The following is a 15691-nucleotide window of genomic DNA, read 5'->3' on the forward strand; positions in this document are numbered from 1 at the left end:
AATCTCAAGGACCGGAGGCGGTGACCAAGCTGCGGCATGGCCACCACCCTCGCACGTGGCCCGATCGACATGAAGTCAAAGAGACAGAACCTAGTCAGCTGGCGGGCCGGTTCTTCTTTGTCCAGCTGGCGGTGCGGGGCCTTTTCCGGGACAGGCGCCGGGTCTGCACGCTGGCCACTGGACTATGGTCCGACGACTTCGAGCCAGGCTGCCACTTCCACAGATCTTCGGAGACCGGCTGTGAAGGCCATAGGGTTGGCCTCGGCGAGAGTTCGGCGGATCCCCATGGCTTCCTCGACTGCGGCCAGGCTCTCCTCCCATCGCCCCACCTCACCCAGCTGGATGGCCAGACTGTTCAGGGACTGGGCGAGGCCGGGCAGGTGCGCGGCGGGGTTGGCCTCGGCCAGAGCCCGGCGGATACTGGTGGCTTCCTCGACAGCGGCCAGGCCCTCCTCCCGCCGCCCTACCTCACCCAGGCGGATGGCCAGACTGTTCGGGCACATGGCGAGGTCGGGCAGGTGGGTGCCAGGGTTGGCTTCGGCCAGCACGCGGTAGTGGCTGGTGGCCTCCTCGTTGGCGGCCAATCTTTCTCCCATCGCCCCACGTCACCCAGCCGGTTGGACAGGTTGATCAGGGAGGCAGCGAGGTTGGGCGGGTAGGCGTCGAAGCTGCTGCAGGAGTTCGGGCACCAGGATGGTGCCAAGTTGATCAGTCCCTCCCTGGACCGGTGGATAAGGACGATCCACCGATCCAGGTGACCAACAGCGGATCACTGCGGCGGCGGTGCCAGACCTGCTGGCTCGTTTTCCGACTGCCCCCTCTGCCTGTCGGTGGAGGGGGAAACGCCGTCTTCGGCATCTGGCACGCACGCGCGCCGGTCAGAGACACGGATCAACCGGAATGGTCCGCGTCCTCGCCGACGACAGGCCACCAGGATCAAGCTCCTCAAACGCGTGGGCTACGGTCGCGCGAACCTCGACCTCCTTCGGCGGCGCGTTCTCGGCAGTCCGTGAGCGCCTGCTCCTGAACCGCAGGAAGCGGAGGTCAGTACCAGCGGCTGAACCCAACAGCGCCGGATCCGGTCTCTGCGGCTTGTCGAATCACCCGCAACGGTGCCTCGATAAGTTCCACCGCATCCGAATCGGCTGCCGCTCGCGATTGTCGGCATGGCGGTCCCTGCTCAGGCCGACAACGACAACAACTCCGGCAGCGGAATCCAGGCGTTTACGAAGGGATCGCCTGGTGGAGTGGACGCCAAGCCGCCAGCGACTACTACGCGCAGATCCTGCAGCGGATCGACGACGAGTGGACTCCTGAAGCCGTCACCGAAGCCTGGGCGGCATGCCCCACCCCCGAGCGATACGTCCTCGACCTCGCCCACACCGGGCCGTCTGCCCCGGAAGACGACTAACAGGCCTCACCTCGTCCGCGGAGTGCCCTCGCAGGCGAGGCCGGTCGGAGTAAACGGATCGCAACGCGCTCAGCCCGTAGCCCTTCACCGCTGTACTGCAATCGCACAACATCCTTTTGGGCGACGCTGAGAATGCCGACATGGAGGCCACTCAGGATTTCCCGGGTGGCCGGGACCGGGAGGTTATCGGCCATGGACGGCTAGTTGTAGTTCGAGTTCGCATGAAGCGCGCCCCCTGCACCACGACACCCGCGACGACCGGGGACGGTGCCTACCCAGTGTGGGGCGGCCGTTCCGAGACCGGTGAGGTAATCGGCGTCGTGGTGCTGGTGGAGGGGATGCCCGAGCTGCTCCCGGAGCGGGACGGAACCCCCACCGATACCGCTGTGTAGGCAGGGTCCTACGGGCGGCCGCAGTCGCCAGCCTAAGAAGCCATCTCAATTGGCTCGGTAGGCTGTGGGATGTGGCGGGGATCGTTGAGCGGCCGGTGCCGGATGAGCTGTGGGAGCTGTTCCAGCGGGTAGTGCCTGAGGCTCCTTCGCGGCCTCAGGGTGGTGGCCGGCGTCGGCATGGTGACCGTGAGGTGCTGGCTGCGATCGTATTCGTGGCGACCTCCGGGTGCACGTGGCAGCAACTGCCCGCCGCGTCGTTCGGGCCTTCCGGGGCCACGGCCCACCGCCGGTTCACTGAGTGGTCGAAGGCCAGGGTCTGGGCCAAGCTGTACCGCCTGGTCCTCGACGAGCTCGGCGCCCGGGGCAAGCTGGACTGGTCGCGCTGCGCGATCGACTCGGTGAACATGCGGGCGATGAAAAGGGGGAGCTGACGGGTCCGAATTCTGTCGACCGGGGCAAGTACGGGTCGAAGATCCATCTGATCACTGAGCGGACCGGTCTGCCCATCTCCGTCGGGATCTCCGGCGCCAACCTCCACGACAGTCAGGCCCTGATCCCGCTGGTGAAGGGCATCCCCCCCGATCCGTTCACGCCGCGGCCGACGGCGACGCAAGCCAGGCAAGCTTCACGCCGACAAGGGTTACGACTACCGCCACCTGCGGCGATGGCTCTCCGGCCGAGGTATCCGACACCGCATCGCCCGCAAAGGCATCGAATCCTCTCAGCGGCTCGGACGACACCGATGGACCATCGAACGCACCATGGCCTGGCTCGCCGGCTGCCGGCGCCTCCACCGACGCTACGAACGCAAGGCCGAGCACTTCCTCGCCTTCACCAGCATCGCCTGCACCCTGATCTGCTACCGCAGGCTCAACTCACCGAATGAGGTGACTTCTGCCGTAAGGGTTGTCTCGTAACTCCGACGTCCCTGGCTTCGACTGTGATCGGAAGGGTTGGTCAGGCGTCACTGGGACCGGGAGCCCAGCCGGTGTGCTGGGCCCAGGCGTCAGCGCGTCGGATGATGGCCCATACGAAGGCATCTTTTGCTTGGACGTAGCCGGGACGGTCGTTGCGGAATTTGACTGCGCAGTGCTTCTTGGCTGCCGCGTACTCGTTCGCGGCAGCCGTGTGGCACCGGAGGTAGTCGCGAAACAGTAGTGGGAACTGCTGTGAGAAGCTGCCCAGTTGCCGCACGTTCACGTGGGTCCGGCGCTGACCTGGAGGTTCCCGGAAGTATCGTTTGGTCCGTTCGGGATTGTCCGCCCGGTACACGAGCCCCATCTCTGTCAGCGGGCGCAGGAATGCATCCGTCCCTTCCAGCGATGCCACTGAGATCTGGATGTCAATCACCGGCTTGGCCGCCAATCCTGGCACCGAGGTGGACCCGATGTGGTCGATACGAGCCGCAGCATCACCGAGGGCGACACGTAGGCACGTGCCCCACTTGGCGAACATGGCCGGCCAGGCAGGGTCGTAGGGCGTGATCTCGACTGGCTCTCCCATACTGAGAAGTGTTGCAGGGCTTGCCGCAACCGTGATGTGCGGCTGCCGCCGCCTGCACCGCCTCTACGAGCGCAAGGCCGAGCACTTCCCGGCCTTCGCCGGGATCACAGCCGCTCTCATCTGCTATCGCACGCTGGCGGCCTGACGGGCAGCGCCCGGAAATGGGACGATCCACAGCGTGATCGGATGGATGCGCCACACCCCGCGCTGGGCGGTCATTTCGGTCTGCGTGATCGCGGCCGTGCTGCTCTTCGTCGGCGCTTCCGCGCATGTAGCCGATCTTCTCAGCCACGGTCTGCACCCCTACGCCTGGGCACCGAGCTGGCTCAACCTCTACTGGTCGTCGCTGGCGCTCTTCGACACGCTCGCCGCTGTGTTCCTGATCAGGGGGAAACGCCCAGGAACCGACCTCGCCTGCGCCATCATGGCGACCGACCTCGCCGCCAACTGGTACGCGGTCTACGGCATCCAGCACAGCAGCTTCGCCGCTCAGCCTGGCCTTCAACGACTGACCGTCTTCACCGTACTCGTCCTGGGAACGGCACCGTTTATCCGACGACACCTAACCAAATGAGATGACGTCTAATTACAGCTGGTGACGATCTCGGCAGCACGGTTCACAACGCTCGGCGCTTGCAGGCCGGGGTACATGTACCCATCAAGTCAGCGGCGGGTGCCTCCCGGACTCGGGCTCTGGCCCAACTTCTGTGCTGCCCTTGAGACGCTTACGGATCGCTGCGATTCCGATCCGGCCCCGCTGTCTGCCAAGCCTCACGTCGCCCGCCAGCGCCAGGAACTCATGCTCGACGAGCCACGCCACCACCTCTCGGAGGCGTGCGGCAGGGACGCGCGGTTCCCCTCCCCAGTGGGCCAAGTCGAACAGCGGCCGGTTGCCCTTCAGCTTCCCGGACAGGATGTCCAGCACATCGCGGATGGATCCGTCGCCGGCGCGGCGATTCGCCCCGGCGGCCTGGGCCTGAGCGCGCCGCACAATGGCTAGCTGTACTCGACAGTCGCATCAGCATGCCGACGGCTCTCGCCGCCAGCCGCACGAGCCGACCAACACGACTCAAGGTCAACGGTATTGCGCCTAAGGCTCCAGAGTCACGGTAGTCAGTTGTCCTCGGTTTCTAGGTCCATCTGACGCCCGGCGTCAGTTCGATCCGCGTCGTGTCATTCTCGCGGAAGATGTAGACGGAGTCGGTTGCCGCATTCCACCCCACGGGCACCACGTAGTAGTGATCGTCGCGCTCGATGAGCAACCGCAGGCCCGTGTAGCGGTAGCGCAGATGCGTACCCGGGCCCAGATCATCGGCCTTGAGTCCGGACGGTCCGGTCAGACTCAGGCGCTCGGTACTGAAGAGAACGACCCCTGGCCAGCGGACGACATGCTGCGCTGCTTGCTTGGCCTCGCGATCGCCGAGCTGCGCGGCAAGCAGCGTGATGGCGAGGAGGAGGAACGCCAGAGCGGTGAAGAGCGGTACCGCCCTGTCCATCAGGCCCTGGCCTCTACCCCGCAATGCGGCCCTGCTCTGCCCCAGCAGCAGACCCGCGGCCACGGTGGCCGGGGCGGCCCAGGAGGGCTCGATCCGCGGCCACAACAGGAAGAGCACGAGGCCGGCTGCGACGACCAACCAATATTGCTCGGCCACCGTGGCCCACAGGGCCGTGACACGTCGCCGGAGGCGATTGGTCAGCGGCAGACGCCTGATGAAGTGCGGTGCACTTGTGAGCAGAAGCAGGGTGACAACGGCGACGAGAACCGGGCGCGACAGAACTTGCAGACTCTCGACCACGTATTCGGAGAACCCGAAGCCGAGGGAGGAGGGAGAAAGGTGAAAATTGCGATAGTACCGGTTGGTGTAGATGAGCCCCACGTAAAACATGAGCGCCGCAATGAAGGACGCCTCCGCGACGACCAGCTTCAAGATCGCCGCCGGGTCGACCTCGCGACCGGAACCTCTCCGGCCGTTGTCCGGTAGCGTCACGGTCGGGCGACGCCTGGGGTGATGCCATCAGTCGGAACCCCACCGCTGCCGTCCGGAGTCGGCTTCGGGCCGCTGGGAGGCGGCGGGGGCGGTGGAACGTTGGTGTCTCCGCCACCCGTCGGCTCGGTATCTCCAGGACCGTCGGTCGGCACTGGCGCGTCCGGCGGATCGGTTGCCGGTGTGCTGGTCTCGGTGGTTGCTTCCGGCGATGGGCTTGCCGACGGCTCGTCCCCACCGTCATCCCCGTTGCAGCCGACGACGGATAGACAACACGCCACCAACACGCCGACCAGCCTCAGACGATGGACCGCTCGTCGCATCCCAGACCTCCTCATTGTCACCCGGACAGTAGCCATCCGGAGTCGACACCGACACTCGCCCTCGCTAGGTGTCGGCCAACACCACGCGAATGGCTCAAGCGGCACCCCATGAGGATGGGAATCGGCAGGAGGGTCGGTGCCGACGCTTCTGAGGCGGCCGCGCGCCTGCTGGCCGACCTCATCCTCGGCCGGGTCCGCGTGAACGGACCCAACCACGCGAAAACGCTAGGCGCTCGCCTCAACCATGCCGTCTTCCTTGGAGAGGCGGGGGAGCGCGCGGTCGTTTTCGGATCGCCGGAGCGAATGAGGTGGGGCGCCCACCGGCCGTCAGATCTTCGTCCTGGGCCCCCGGTTCTGTGGCACGGGCGGGGACGCGGCGGGCGCCTCATGCTGGGCCCGTACGGCGGCCTGCTGGCGTTGCTGGGCGTCTGCGGCAACCTGGCGGGCGAGGGTCTCGGTCCGGTGGAGGTCGGGCTGGGTCTCGGCGAGGAGCTGGCGGCGCTGCTGCTGCTCGATAACGGCGATGCTGGCGTGCCCGCGCCAGTCGGCGGTCTCCGCCACCACCGAACGGACAGCTCCAGACGGTCGGCTGAGCTTGGCCCTCGGCAAGAAGCACCTCGGCACGGGTGTTGCAGCCGCCGTAGGCCGCGTCGAGGCTGGCTTTCCAGTGGTCCCGCTGTCCCGCAAACCGACCTCGCTGTCCTGAACGCACTGCTCCCAGACCAGCAGAGGGAGGCGCCTGCTGAGGCAACTGAACTAAACACCTACCGTCAGCGGCACGGGAACGACATGGGGGTGGAGGTCAGGTTTCGGGGAGCCATTTGACGACCGTGAACACCACCGCGAGTACAGCGCTGATGACGGTCAGTGTCGTCGCGAACGCCTTGCCGGACATGGACACACAACGGCGGCCGAGACCAGCGGGCGCGGGTCGTCGCCGATGACTGGGTGGAGGCACGCCGACGGTCCTACGACGGCATCAAGGCCACGATGTCCGCCGGCAACCGCGACAACATCTCCCACGGGGCCGCCGAAATCCGCGACCACTTCGCCGCCGACTTCCACAGTCGGCTGTGGGACCGGCCGGACGTCCGGAAGCGGTGGGTCCTGCGCGCCCGCAACGAAGAATCCGTCCGCGAAGTCGCCGACACCCTCGCGTGGGACCGCGGTCAGCCTGGACCGCATCCTGCCCACCGACATCCTGAGCGCGACCGTCCGCGGCGCGATCCTCCACGACTTCACCGAAGCCATCGACATGAACCGCAACCTCAAGAAAGCCCCCGACGACGCCGAACGGCGGCACCTCTACGTCCTGCGCTCCGTCGCGAAGATGCTCGACTGGTTCATCCGCCACACCCCGAGTCCGCTCACCACTGCATCGGCGACATCGCGTACGAGGCGCACACCAGGTGGAACATCCCTGCGCAGGACACGCTCTACACCCTGAACCAGGCCCTCGCCCTGGACGGCAAGCTGAGCACCGACGACCGCGACGCGTTCTTCTCGCTCCTCGCCCGCCCGAGAAGAACAACTGACCCTCCGCCAGCAAGCAGCGGGGCCGGAGCCACTGACACCGGCTCCGGCCCCCGCTCCTGCGCACTGTAGAGCCACCCTCGGCGGACCCGCTGGTCAGCCGCCGGCCGACCCGATCCGGCCGACCGGATCCAGCCCATAGAGTAGGCAACTGATAGCTGGACGCACCCCCTTAGCAGCCTTGAGGAGCCCGCCGGGTGAGCAACGTACTGAGTATGAACAGCGTCCGGGGAAGGGTCCAGGCCCCGGGGACGGTCAGGGATTCGATCGACTTCTCCGACGGTTCGGGACCGGCCCGCGTGGTCGCGTACCCGGAGCGCGAGCTGCCGCCGGGAGGCATACCCGCCTATCTCGCGGCCCGCAAGAGCGGCGCCCGCGCCTTCGTGCTGTGGGCCGACGAACACCGCCGGGAGCGGGTGGCCACGGTGATGACCCAGTCCGCCGCCGGCGGTGTCGCCACCTTCCAGGTCCTCAGCGCGCACAGCGAGCACATCGGCACGATCGTGCGCGAGAAGGCGTTCCGAGGCAGGGGCCTTCGCACGCGCTGGACCGTGACCCCGCCCGGCGGCCCCGATGCGGTGGGCTACAAGGGCCGGATCGTGTGGTGGTTCGTGTGGTGGCTGTGCCTGCCCCTGATGGTGCTGATCGTCCTCGCCTCCATCCTCGACGGCATCCCGGGGAACGAGGGCGGTGCCGCGCGCGGCCCCCGGCGCATCCGATGGCGTGCGGGCGGCAGGATGCCCCTGGAGTTCAGGTCCGGTGGCGACAAGCTGCACCTGCACGAATCGGACCTGGACTGGCGGCTCGGGGCCGCGCTGGTCGCCCTGGTGCGCAGCTTCAGCTCCATCAGGTGGGACGCCATGAAGAAGTGAAGGGTGGTGCCCCGGGGCCGCGCACAGTAGAACTGGTCCCATGTCCGACCAGCAGCCTCCCTCCCACTGGCCCCGGCCGCCCGGTGCGCCCGGCATGTACGCGCCACCGCAGGCCCGTGAGGTCACCGCTTCCTACCGGCGGTGGGCGGGCGTTCTCACCTGGATCGCCGTCGTCGTCGCCGCCCTCATGGCAGTCGCGCTCGTTGTGAGCATCGTCTTCCTCGTATGGGCGGACCAGGACACGCGGAACGCCGCCTACGGCTACCTCGCGCTCGTTCTCTGGGTCGGGATCGCCGCGGGGGTCCCAGTCCTGATCGGGGTCGCGGTCCCTGCCCGAGGCATGAGGCGTCGGGTGCGGCAGCAGGGCGGGGCGGGGAACGCGCCTTCGTAGGACGCCGCCGCGTGCAGGCCGGGGCCGGTGCTCTCGGACCTCCCGGTCAGGCGGCGGTTCGCGTGTCCTCGGTTCGGCGCGTGCGGCCCAAGGCGAAGCGTCTGGCCGCGCGGGGCTGGCTTGCCGGGACACCTCGGGCTCCTTCAGCGTCGCTGTTTCGCGAGGTGACCCAGTCCGGGGTCGCGGCGGGCGCCGGCACCGGCGCCTGCGTCTCGGTGGCTGGGGTGCGCATGATGCGCCAGCTGGTGCGTGGCGTGGTGACGGCGTGGGCCAGGACGGCGACGGCCTGGCGGCCGGTGCCGCCGCGGGCTCGCAGTCTGGTGGAGCGGGTCTGATCGGCCGCGCAGTCGCCCGCTCGCTGCCACAGGCTGATCTAGCCGAGCCGATCGTCGGCTGCGAGCGCGGTGACGGCGATTGGCGGGGGTGGCTGGCGCCGCTGCCTTGTCCGTACGGTTATATCCATCGCATTCCGATTTTGGACAGCTGCTCCGCCCTCTTGGGTGTGAGTGTTGCGGTCAGGGATCGTTGGTTGTTGCTCCATGCGCCGAGCTTCAGCGGTACCTCCCGCCGCTCCCGGCCCTCCTCGCTGTCGCCGTTGCCGTCGCTGTCGGCGTCGGCGGTGATGGTCTCGACCTAATTGCTAGGGACTTGGAGGTGTCCTTCGCGTTGGTAGCACTGGCGGGCGGCGGCGTAGTTCCTGGCCCATTTCTCGGTTTGTGTACGGCGCGGCTGCGGCTTCTCGTTCTCGGTGGCGGGCTCGATCCCGAGGACTTGCTCCGCCACACCTCTGCCCCTGCCACGCACCAAGTGGCTGGTGTCACGGCTTCCACGCCGCCACCATTCACCGCCGGGGGCCGGCCCAGGCCAGCCACCTCGGCGAGGCCGAATCCCGCGACCTCCTGCTCCAAGTCGCCGCGCTCGCACGACCCCACCAACCCCGAAGAAACGCCCTCATCGTCGAAGCCGGCATGCGCGCCGGCAGCGCCCGACCCGTCCACCCCAAGCAACGCACATGAGCAGCGCCGGAAGCACCGGGTTCAACGCCCAGGCAGCGGCCGAACAGCTTGCCGCGTTCGGCACCGAACCGGCCCAGACGCCGCGGCGCCTTCCAGGCGATGACCGAGCAACCTGAATTAGCCCCTGACCGGTTAGGCTCCTGCAGGCCCCGCGGGTGGCGGCCGTTGGTACCCCGGCTGGTGGGGATCCCCCGCCGGGGTGTACAGGTTCGCGCTGCACGTCATCCGCAACTCGTCACTCGCGCCCCCCACCCGCACTGGCGCGGATACGAGGACGTGAACCTGTACGAACCCGAAGTGGCCGTACGAGACCAACGACCTGACCCAGAGACGGTCGGCCAGGGTAACGCCGGCTCAGTTGACTGGGTGAACGGAAATCCGTCCACCCAGTCAACTCAGAGATCGCTGGCCAGGCACTCGTCACTGGTCAGAGCCGCTGTTACGACAAAGCGCTGCGGCTTCCCTGGACGGCCCTGCCGCAGTTCGGGGGGAGCCCTTGCACGACGAGCGAGATAGCTTCTGCTGGTGTGGAAGCCGCAACGTACGTGGAGAGCTGGGCCTGCGGACTGCCCACGCGCCAGGCTCCACGGTCGGGCATCACGGTCGGGATGTCGTGGGAGTACGGCGACAGTGTGCAGCGGCTGAATGACAGGGAGCCGTGGGAGACGATCGGGAAAAGGCCCCGGAGCGCGGGTGTGTGATAGGCCTCGTCCACGAGCGCCGGGTTGATGGTGGTACTGGGCAGTGCGCGTACCTGATCCCATTGATACTCGACGGCCCGCCCTTCCTCGTGAGCCTGCGCGAAAGCATCGACCTCAAGTCGAGGCCAGGTGGCGCTCATAGAGGTGAGGGGAGTCCGCTGCTGCCACGCGTCGATCATCTCCGCAGCTTCACGCAGGGAGTCGATGCTCCCCGTGGCCGCCACACCCATCCATGGCATCGCGCATGAGATGCGGATGTCGCGCTGAGCGCGCTTGAACTCGATGGCGATCTGACCGCGGTCGGCGTCGATGATGTGGGTGACGGGGCCGTGTGGTGCCGTCGGCCACTCTGTGGTCTCTACGACCGGGAGGGCGAGTCCCGCCGTCGTGGCTGCCCGGAGCAGGCCGGCGCCGGGTGCTCCCGCGTCGGCGGCGAGTTCCGGATACACAGTTGTGTCCAGCGTGGGGCCGTACTGCTCGATTGGGTGGGACATGTTGGGTGCGTCTTTCGTCGGTAATCGCAGGTCGGGTGGCCGAGTGGGGCAGGGATTCTGCCCCACCCGGTGAAGGATCAACGGCCGCCGGCTGTGGTCCTCCAGTCCAGCGGAGGCAGTTCGTCTGGGGTCAGCTTCTTTCCCTTCCAGTAGAAGTCGATGGTTTCCCACCCTCGATCCCCGTTGAGGACGGTCGCCCTCATGACGGTAGCCAGTTCCCAGGCCGTCTGGTTTCCAGGCTGCCGGGCGGTTACTGGGTCCGTGTAGGTCCGGCCGCGTGCCACTGTGGCTCGGAGGGCTTCGGCGGGAGTGTCGAAGGGCTCGTTGTTTCTGTCCCGGAGCCCGTCGAGGGAGATGTCGAGTCTGATTCGGGGGTTGCTCGCGGCCTCCTGGGCGGCAACCATCCAGTTGGGCTTATTCGGGTCCGCATTGCTGGGATCCCCCAGAACTTTTCGCTGTTGAGGGACAAGCGGTTTCCCCCATCCCTGTTGTTGAGTGCCGCGGCGAGCTCGTCGCCGCTGGTGGGGATTTTGTTTACGCCGAGTACGAGGTGGTCGCCGTCGGCCAGCAGGCAGCCGATCTTGGTGTTGTGAACCAGGACGGGAAGAACGCGCCGCCGAAGGAGGTCGAGGTTCGCGTGACCGTAGCCCACGCGTTTGAGGAGCTTGATCCTGGGGACCTGTCGTCGGCGAGAACGCGGTCCATTCCGGTTGATCCGTGTCTCTGACCGGCGCGCGTGCGCGCCAGCGTTTTTCCGGCCAGCACGAAGTATGTGTGGATGTCGTTGACGGTGAGGTCGTAGGCGGGCTGGAGGGATTTCCGGTGCCGGACTTTGCCTACCTGCGCGACGCTGCGGTCGGCCGTGACGAGGTGGTCGCCCGGGTTGAGGGCTCTGGCGTCGACCCAGCGGCGCTGCTTGTCGGACCAGAACGGGTGATGGTCGGTCGTCGTGAGCGTTCCGCCGCCCTGAGCTGCGCGGAGAGTGATCTCGGTGAAGTCGCGGTCGTCGGGAGTCCTGCGTGTCTCCTCTACCTGTCTCGGCCCCTTTTCTCCCGTGACCGGGTCGAGGGACTCGACCATGTCACCGGCCACGATCTCCTCGATTGGGCGGGTCGAGCCATCGGCCATCAGCACTCGGGTTCCGGCCGGGAAGCTATGGGTGGGGACCAGGCAGTCTCCGCCGTTTCTCCAGATCTTGGCGATGGCCTCGAAGAGCTTTTGTGCTTCGGGACCGTACTTAAGCCCGTAACGGTTCCATTTGGACGGGGTCGTGGCCCATCCGGCGAAGGGCACGGCTGAGGCGCAGGAGAGGGAGGCGTCTTGCCACATTCCCTCCCGGCCGGTGAGCACAAAGAGGTCGACGATGCCCTCTGCCCCATAAAGGCCGCAGTTGACGAGATCGGCCGGCTCGCCAAATCCGGGGGCCATGCCCAGGACGTCGAGCCCGATGTGGGTGATGTCCAGTTGGGTGCCCAGCGGTAGCCGCTCGCGGTTGAAGAGCAGCTGGAGCAGTGCGTTCCCGGCCTTCAGCAGTGTGGCACGCCGCGCCATTTCCTGGTCGCGCATGCGTTGTTGCACGGCTGCTTGCTGGTACTGGTCGTACTCGTATCGGTCGAGAGCCTGCTGGTACTTGAACTGTGCCTGCTCGGCGCTCATGCCCGCGTTGATGGCGGAGTAACGTGAGCTCGGCTGCCTGGAAGGCGCTTCTGGCATAGTCGGTCGCGACCAGCGCGCTCGCTTTGGCGAAGGAGGCGGAACTTTCTGCGTTGTTGGCGCTGCTGCTGGCGCGTGCTTCGGCGTTGCTGGCGGTGGCGGCGGAAGTGGCAGCGTCGTTGGCGGAGGCTTTGGCCTGGTTGGCGTAGTCAGTGGCTTGGGTGGCCGATTGGTTGGCCTTGGTCGCGTAGTCGGCGGCCTGCTCGGCATAGCCCTGGGCGGTCGCGGCAGTCTTGGCCGCTTCGTACGCGGAGTAGAATGCGCGAGCGGACACGGCGCTCGCGGAGGCGATGATTTCCTTGACCTGTGCCACGTGAGCGGCGTTGAGCTGGTCGCGGCGCTTGGCCCTGTACTGGCCTGATTCGATGAAGGTGATCAGTTCGCTGTCGGGACCGGCCAGGGCGATCCGGGCGGCGGACTGGACCTCGGGCGTTCTGCTGCGCACCCTCATCAGCCGGCACATCCGCGATGTCTGGGAGGACGCCTTCCCCGAACTCGCTACCGCGGCGTCCGGACGTACTGCTGCGTGATCTTCACCAACCTGCACCGGCGGCTGCTGACCGCCGTCACCGAGATCGGCTCCGACTACCCCTTGGTCCTCGCCGGCGGCTACGCCGTCCAGGCCCACGGGCCGGTCAAGCGTGTCAGCCAGGATCTCGACGTCGCCACCCAGAACCCCGCCCCCATGGTCGACATCGCAGCCCGCCTGGAATCAGGGCTCCACGCCCGCGGCTGGCATGTCCGGACGACCGCAAACGGGCCGAGGGCAAGAGGCACTCCCAGGAGTCCTGGCGCTGGCCCGGCGACGGGTCAACGTGCTGTGGGCACTTCTCCGAGACCAGCGGCACTACGAACTCACGCCACCGATGGCAACCGCCTCATATGCCTTCTCGTCAATCGCAAACCTGATCGACGAGAGCCGAGTTTTCGAGGAGGATGCCGTCAGCATGGACGGATGACGCTGAGGAGCCCCTGTGATCACGCAAGGAGTACAGGTCACAGGCCGGTGCAGTGTCTGCGGAGGCACCACGACCTGCGATGTCGGTCAGTTCTTCGACAACGGCATGCTCTGCTGGGGCACCGAAGGACGATGCGCAGACTGCCTGAACGGGTGGTGCGAGCAGGACAGCGGATCCGTCACACCCGAGGACATTCGACAAGCTCTGCTGCAAGTGCACGGGGCGGCACGGCTTCGCCTGTCTGGAGACTTGCTGAGCCTTGCTCCCGTGCTGCAGGCCCTTCGCAATGTGCGAGAACTGTCCCTGGGCGAAGCACGAGTGCAGGCCACGCAACTTGCCGAGACCGGTCTCATCGGCACGCTCGTCGAGATGGAGATTCTGGCGGTTCACCTTCGAAGACGATTCGTCGCGGTGAGCGTTGAACCAGCGGCATAACCTCGTCTGAACAGCACCCCCATCGGCTCGACACTGGCATTGAGAAGTCTCCGTGGCCAGCCGCATCGGCGGCTGCGGGTACCTCTGGAATGGGCAAGAGCGGCCAGCGGTGGGGGAGGGGCGCCGGGTGGCCAGCCGGAGCGCCGCACTTCGGGCAGAGTCGGGCTGCTGCCGCGATGTGGCCGAGCCCGGCATCGCTGTCCAGCGCTGCGGGCATCGTCGCGGCCGGTGGCCTTCTCGTGCTGCCCTGCGGCCCGGCCGCCCTGCCGTTCCCTGACCGGCCGTGTGCGCGGGCCTGCCCCAGTTTGGCGAAGGCGAGAACGCGGGGCGCCGCGATGGACTTGGCCCGCTCGTACGCCCCTTCGGCCATGTCGGCGGCCTGCTCCGATACCCGCGGAGCACGGTCTGGAGCGACATTGTGGTCAGCACGCAGCAGCCGGCCTGTACGTCTCCCGCAGCCCGGGCCAGGCTCAGGGCCCGCACGAAGTGCTGTTGGGCGGCTTCGTGCTGGCCGATGTCGAAGGCCGACCACCCGGGACAGCTCGGCCGTCGCCGACAGCAGCTCCTTGCCGATGGCTACGGTTGTAAGTGCCGGCGAGCAGGGGAGCGGCCCGGAGCCGCAGGCATTCGGTGACCGAGCTGGACTTCCAGTTGCCCCCGCCGTACCGGGAGTCCCACTTCTGCGCCTCGGCGGCGGCCTGCCACAGCTCGTCCAGGTCGGCGCGGCCGACACGGCGACCACCCTGATGGGCGGGGGTGGCGTGGGCGGGCTGCGTCAGCCACCGCGTGACAGGCGTGGTGAAGCCGGTGACGGTGAAGCCGTTGCGGAGGAACTTTCGGCGGTCCACGGCTCTCCAATAGGTCGCGGTGACGCGGATGGCATCGGTCGGCTCTCGGGGGAAAACCAGGAGGGGGCGCTATGCCTCGGGGAGACCGCGGAGCATCACGGCGTAGACGGGGGAGTCGGCAAAGGGCTGGCGTTCGCCGATGTTGAGGTTTCCCCAGCTCTCGTAGAGGGCCTGGACGCGGGGGTGGGTAGCGTCGACGAGGAGGACGGCCAGTGGTTCGGCGCGCTGGCCATGAGTTCGGTGTGCAGCTGGGCCGACAGGCCGGTCCCGCGCCACTTTGGGCGGACCATCCGTTCTGAGAGGGAGAACGTCGCCGCCGAGCCAGGGGCAGGGGAGAGGTAGGCCCGCCACCATTCCCGGCCGTCCACCGCAGGGTCGCCGTAGGCGTAGCCGGAGGGCTCCTCGCCGTCGTAGGCGATGACACAGTCGAAGCCCGGCAATTCGCTCCAGTGGTCGACGAACCACGCCCGCCGCTTCTGGTCGTGGAACTCGTCCGTCTCGGTTGCGCAGGCGTCGGCGTGGACGTCGAGGAGCAGCTGGCGGATCTCGGCTGCCTGGTCGTGTCCGTAGCGGCGGAAGACGTATGTGGGGGTCACGGGCGGCTCCAGTCGGTGCGGTAGCGGTCGGCCCAGACCAGCGCGGCCGCTGAGCCGGGGGCAAGGGTGATCAGGTTGCGGTGGAAGTCGCTGAGCAGCGAGCGCATGCGGCCGGGCAACGGGGCACTGCACATCTCATCGAAGCCCCGCCCGATTGTGGCGGTGGCCTGCTCGATGTCGCCTTGGTGGAGCTGGGCGAGCGCCAGACGGGCGGTGGTGAGAGCCCGGTTGCGCCGGAAGCTGTCGGGCAGCGCGGCCAGGGCCCGGAAGGAGGCGGCCTCCGCCTCGGCGGCATCGCCGAGGCGATCGCGGACGATCGCGGTGAGCGCGAAGAGTTCGGCCGCTCCGTAGAACGCGATCCAGCTCGGACGGGGCAGTTGCAGGTCGGCCTTGTCGAGCGAGGCGGCGGCGAGGTCGAGCGCGCGCAGCGCGCTGCGGTGCTCGTTGAGGTGCGCGTGGGCGATCGCGGTACGGGCGTGCGCGAGGCTCGCGTACAACGGATCGCGCCGGATGGCTGCC

General features: G+C 67.5%; 17 protein-coding genes and 4 pseudogenes. 8 read left to right on the plus strand and 13 right to left on the minus strand.

Annotation, left to right across the window (positions count from 1 at the left end; all coding sequences use genetic code 11):
• Positions 1-182: 182 nt before the first annotated feature.
• Positions 183-584: a tetratricopeptide repeat protein gene (locus ACZ4VW_RS25330; protein WP_467966147.1), complete on the minus strand. Its 402-nt coding sequence runs from the start codon at positions 582-584 to the stop codon at positions 183-185.
• Positions 585-1883: 1299 nt separating this feature from the next.
• Between ACZ4VW_RS25330 and ACZ4VW_RS25335 the strand changes: the two are divergent.
• A pseudogene (locus ACZ4VW_RS25335) lies at positions 1884-2720 on the plus strand (IS5 family transposase).
• 40 nt (positions 2721-2760) lie between these two features.
• Here the strand turns inward: ACZ4VW_RS25335 and ACZ4VW_RS25340 are convergent.
• Positions 2761-3306 carry a GrpB family protein gene (locus ACZ4VW_RS25340; protein WP_467966149.1) on the minus strand — a complete coding sequence of 182 codons (546 nt, stop codon included), beginning with the start codon at positions 3304-3306 and terminating at the stop codon, positions 2761-2763.
• 34 nt (positions 3307-3340) lie between these two features.
• On the opposite strand from ACZ4VW_RS25340, the pseudogene ACZ4VW_RS25345 reads away from it, so the two are divergent.
• Together ACZ4VW_RS25345 and ACZ4VW_RS25350 are read left to right on the plus strand one after the other, a co-directional pair.
• Positions 3341-3451 (plus strand): annotated as a pseudogene (locus ACZ4VW_RS25345) (IS5/IS1182 family transposase); the annotation flags it as partial.
• 33 nt (positions 3452-3484) lie between these two features.
• The gene (locus tag ACZ4VW_RS25350; protein WP_467966151.1) at positions 3485-3880 is read left to right on the plus strand and encodes a hypothetical protein; all 396 of its coding nucleotides are present in this window, start codon (positions 3485-3487) and stop codon (positions 3878-3880) included.
• 84 nt (positions 3881-3964) lie between these two features.
• On the opposite strand, the gene ACZ4VW_RS25355 is transcribed toward ACZ4VW_RS25350, so the two are convergent.
• From ACZ4VW_RS25355 to ACZ4VW_RS25370, 4 genes are all read right to left on the minus strand, one after another.
• A complete protein-coding gene (locus ACZ4VW_RS25355; protein WP_467966153.1) occupies positions 3965-4231 on the minus strand; it encodes a hypothetical protein in 267 nt (88 codons plus the stop codon).
• A gap of 205 nt (positions 4232-4436) precedes the next feature.
• The gene (locus tag ACZ4VW_RS25360) at positions 4437-5294 is read right to left on the minus strand and encodes a hypothetical protein (RefSeq protein ID WP_467966155.1); all 858 of its coding nucleotides are present in this window, start codon (positions 5292-5294) and stop codon (positions 4437-4439) included.
• Between the two features lie 647 nt (positions 5295-5941).
• Positions 5942-6178, minus strand: coding sequence for a hypothetical protein (locus ACZ4VW_RS25365; protein ID WP_467966157.1), 237 nt, complete (start codon positions 6176-6178; stop codon positions 5942-5944).
• A 300-nt stretch (positions 6179-6478) separates the two neighbouring features.
• Positions 6479-6871 carry a hypothetical protein gene (locus ACZ4VW_RS25370; RefSeq protein ID WP_467966159.1) on the minus strand — a complete coding sequence of 131 codons (393 nt, stop codon included), beginning with the start codon at positions 6869-6871 and terminating at the stop codon, positions 6479-6481.
• A 473-nt stretch (positions 6872-7344) separates the two neighbouring features.
• Here ACZ4VW_RS25370 and ACZ4VW_RS25375 point away from each other — a divergent pair, with 473 nt between their 5' ends.
• The 3 genes from ACZ4VW_RS25375 to ACZ4VW_RS25385 all read left to right on the plus strand — a co-directional run bounded on the left by ACZ4VW_RS25375 (position 7345) and on the right by ACZ4VW_RS25385 (position 8745).
• On the plus strand, positions 7345-8019 hold the full coding sequence (locus ACZ4VW_RS25375) for a hypothetical protein (protein ID WP_467966160.1): 675 nt from the start codon (positions 7345-7347) through the stop codon (positions 8017-8019).
• 40 nt (positions 8020-8059) lie between these two features.
• Positions 8060-8410 (plus strand): hypothetical protein, encoded by a 351-nt coding sequence (locus tag ACZ4VW_RS25380; protein ID WP_467966162.1) that lies wholly within the window; start codon positions 8060-8062, stop codon positions 8408-8410.
• 164 nt (positions 8411-8574) lie between these two features.
• The gene (locus ACZ4VW_RS25385) at positions 8575-8745 is read left to right on the plus strand and encodes a hypothetical protein (RefSeq protein WP_467966164.1); all 171 of its coding nucleotides are present in this window, start codon (positions 8575-8577) and stop codon (positions 8743-8745) included.
• 1120 nt (positions 8746-9865) lie between these two features.
• On the opposite strand, the gene ACZ4VW_RS25390 is transcribed toward ACZ4VW_RS25385, so the two are convergent.
• The 4 genes and pseudogenes from ACZ4VW_RS25390 to ACZ4VW_RS25405 all read right to left on the minus strand — a co-directional run.
• Positions 9866-10621: a DUF6193 family natural product biosynthesis protein gene (locus tag ACZ4VW_RS25390; RefSeq protein WP_467966166.1), complete on the minus strand. Its 756-nt coding sequence runs from the start codon at positions 10619-10621 to the stop codon at positions 9866-9868.
• A gap of 77 nt (positions 10622-10698) precedes the next feature.
• Positions 10699-11196: a polymorphic toxin type 27 domain-containing protein gene (locus ACZ4VW_RS25395; RefSeq protein ID WP_467966492.1), complete on the minus strand. Its 498-nt coding sequence runs from the start codon at positions 11194-11196 to the stop codon at positions 10699-10701.
• Positions 11156-12277 (minus strand): polymorphic toxin-type HINT domain-containing protein, encoded by a 1122-nt coding sequence (locus tag ACZ4VW_RS25400; protein WP_467966168.1) that lies wholly within the window; start codon positions 12275-12277, stop codon positions 11156-11158. The genes ACZ4VW_RS25395 and ACZ4VW_RS25400 overlap by 41 nt, the downstream gene beginning before the upstream one ends.
• Before the next feature lie 445 nt (positions 12278-12722).
• Positions 12723-12797, minus strand: a pseudogene (locus tag ACZ4VW_RS25405) (hypothetical protein); the annotation flags it as partial.
• Positions 12798-13081: 284 nt separating this feature from the next.
• Between ACZ4VW_RS25405 and ACZ4VW_RS25410 the strand changes: the two are divergent.
• Positions 13082-13215, plus strand: a pseudogene (locus ACZ4VW_RS25410) (IS110 family transposase); the annotation flags it as partial.
• A 93-nt stretch (positions 13216-13308) separates the two neighbouring features.
• A complete protein-coding gene (locus ACZ4VW_RS25415; RefSeq protein ID WP_467966170.1) occupies positions 13309-13728 on the plus strand; it encodes a hypothetical protein in 420 nt (139 codons plus the stop codon).
• Positions 13729-14198: 470 nt separating this feature from the next.
• On the opposite strand, the gene ACZ4VW_RS25420 is transcribed toward ACZ4VW_RS25415, so the two are convergent.
• From ACZ4VW_RS25420 to ACZ4VW_RS25430, 3 genes are all read right to left on the minus strand, one after another.
• A complete protein-coding gene (locus ACZ4VW_RS25420) occupies positions 14199-14576 on the minus strand; it encodes a hypothetical protein (RefSeq protein WP_467966171.1) in 378 nt (125 codons plus the stop codon).
• Positions 14577-14671: 95 nt separating this feature from the next.
• Positions 14672-15172, minus strand: a complete 501-nt coding sequence (locus ACZ4VW_RS25425; RefSeq protein ID WP_467966173.1) for a GNAT family N-acetyltransferase — start codon at positions 15170-15172, stop codon at positions 14672-14674.
• Positions 15169-15669 carry a hypothetical protein gene (locus tag ACZ4VW_RS25430; RefSeq protein ID WP_467966175.1) on the minus strand — a complete coding sequence of 167 codons (501 nt, stop codon included), beginning with the start codon at positions 15667-15669 and terminating at the stop codon, positions 15169-15171. Before ACZ4VW_RS25430 ends, ACZ4VW_RS25425 begins: the two co-directional genes overlap by 4 nt.
• Positions 15670-15691: the final 22 nt, after the last annotated feature.

It is taken from the genome of Streptomyces sp. NPDC029139 (assembly GCF_055564335.1).

Bases quoted from the DNA above. Each gene is read 5' to 3' on its own strand.
- ACZ4VW_RS25380 (WP_467966162.1), top strand. From the start codon at position 8,060: ATGTCCGACCAGCAGCCTCCCTCCCACTGGCCCCGGCCGCCCGGTGCG.
- ACZ4VW_RS25370 (WP_467966159.1), bottom strand. From the start codon at position 6,871: ATGTCGATGGCTTCGGTGAAGTCGTGGAGGATCGCGCCGCGGACGGTC.
- ACZ4VW_RS25390 (WP_467966166.1), bottom strand. From the start codon at position 10,621: ATGTCCCACCCAATCGAGCAGTACGGCCCCACGCTGGACACAACTGTG.
- ACZ4VW_RS25340 (WP_467966149.1), bottom strand. From the start codon at position 3,306: ATGGGAGAGCCAGTCGAGATCACGCCCTACGACCCTGCCTGGCCGGCC.
- ACZ4VW_RS25400 (WP_467966168.1), bottom strand. From the start codon at position 12,277: ATGAGCGCCGAGCAGGCACAGTTCAAGTACCAGCAGGCTCTCGACCGA.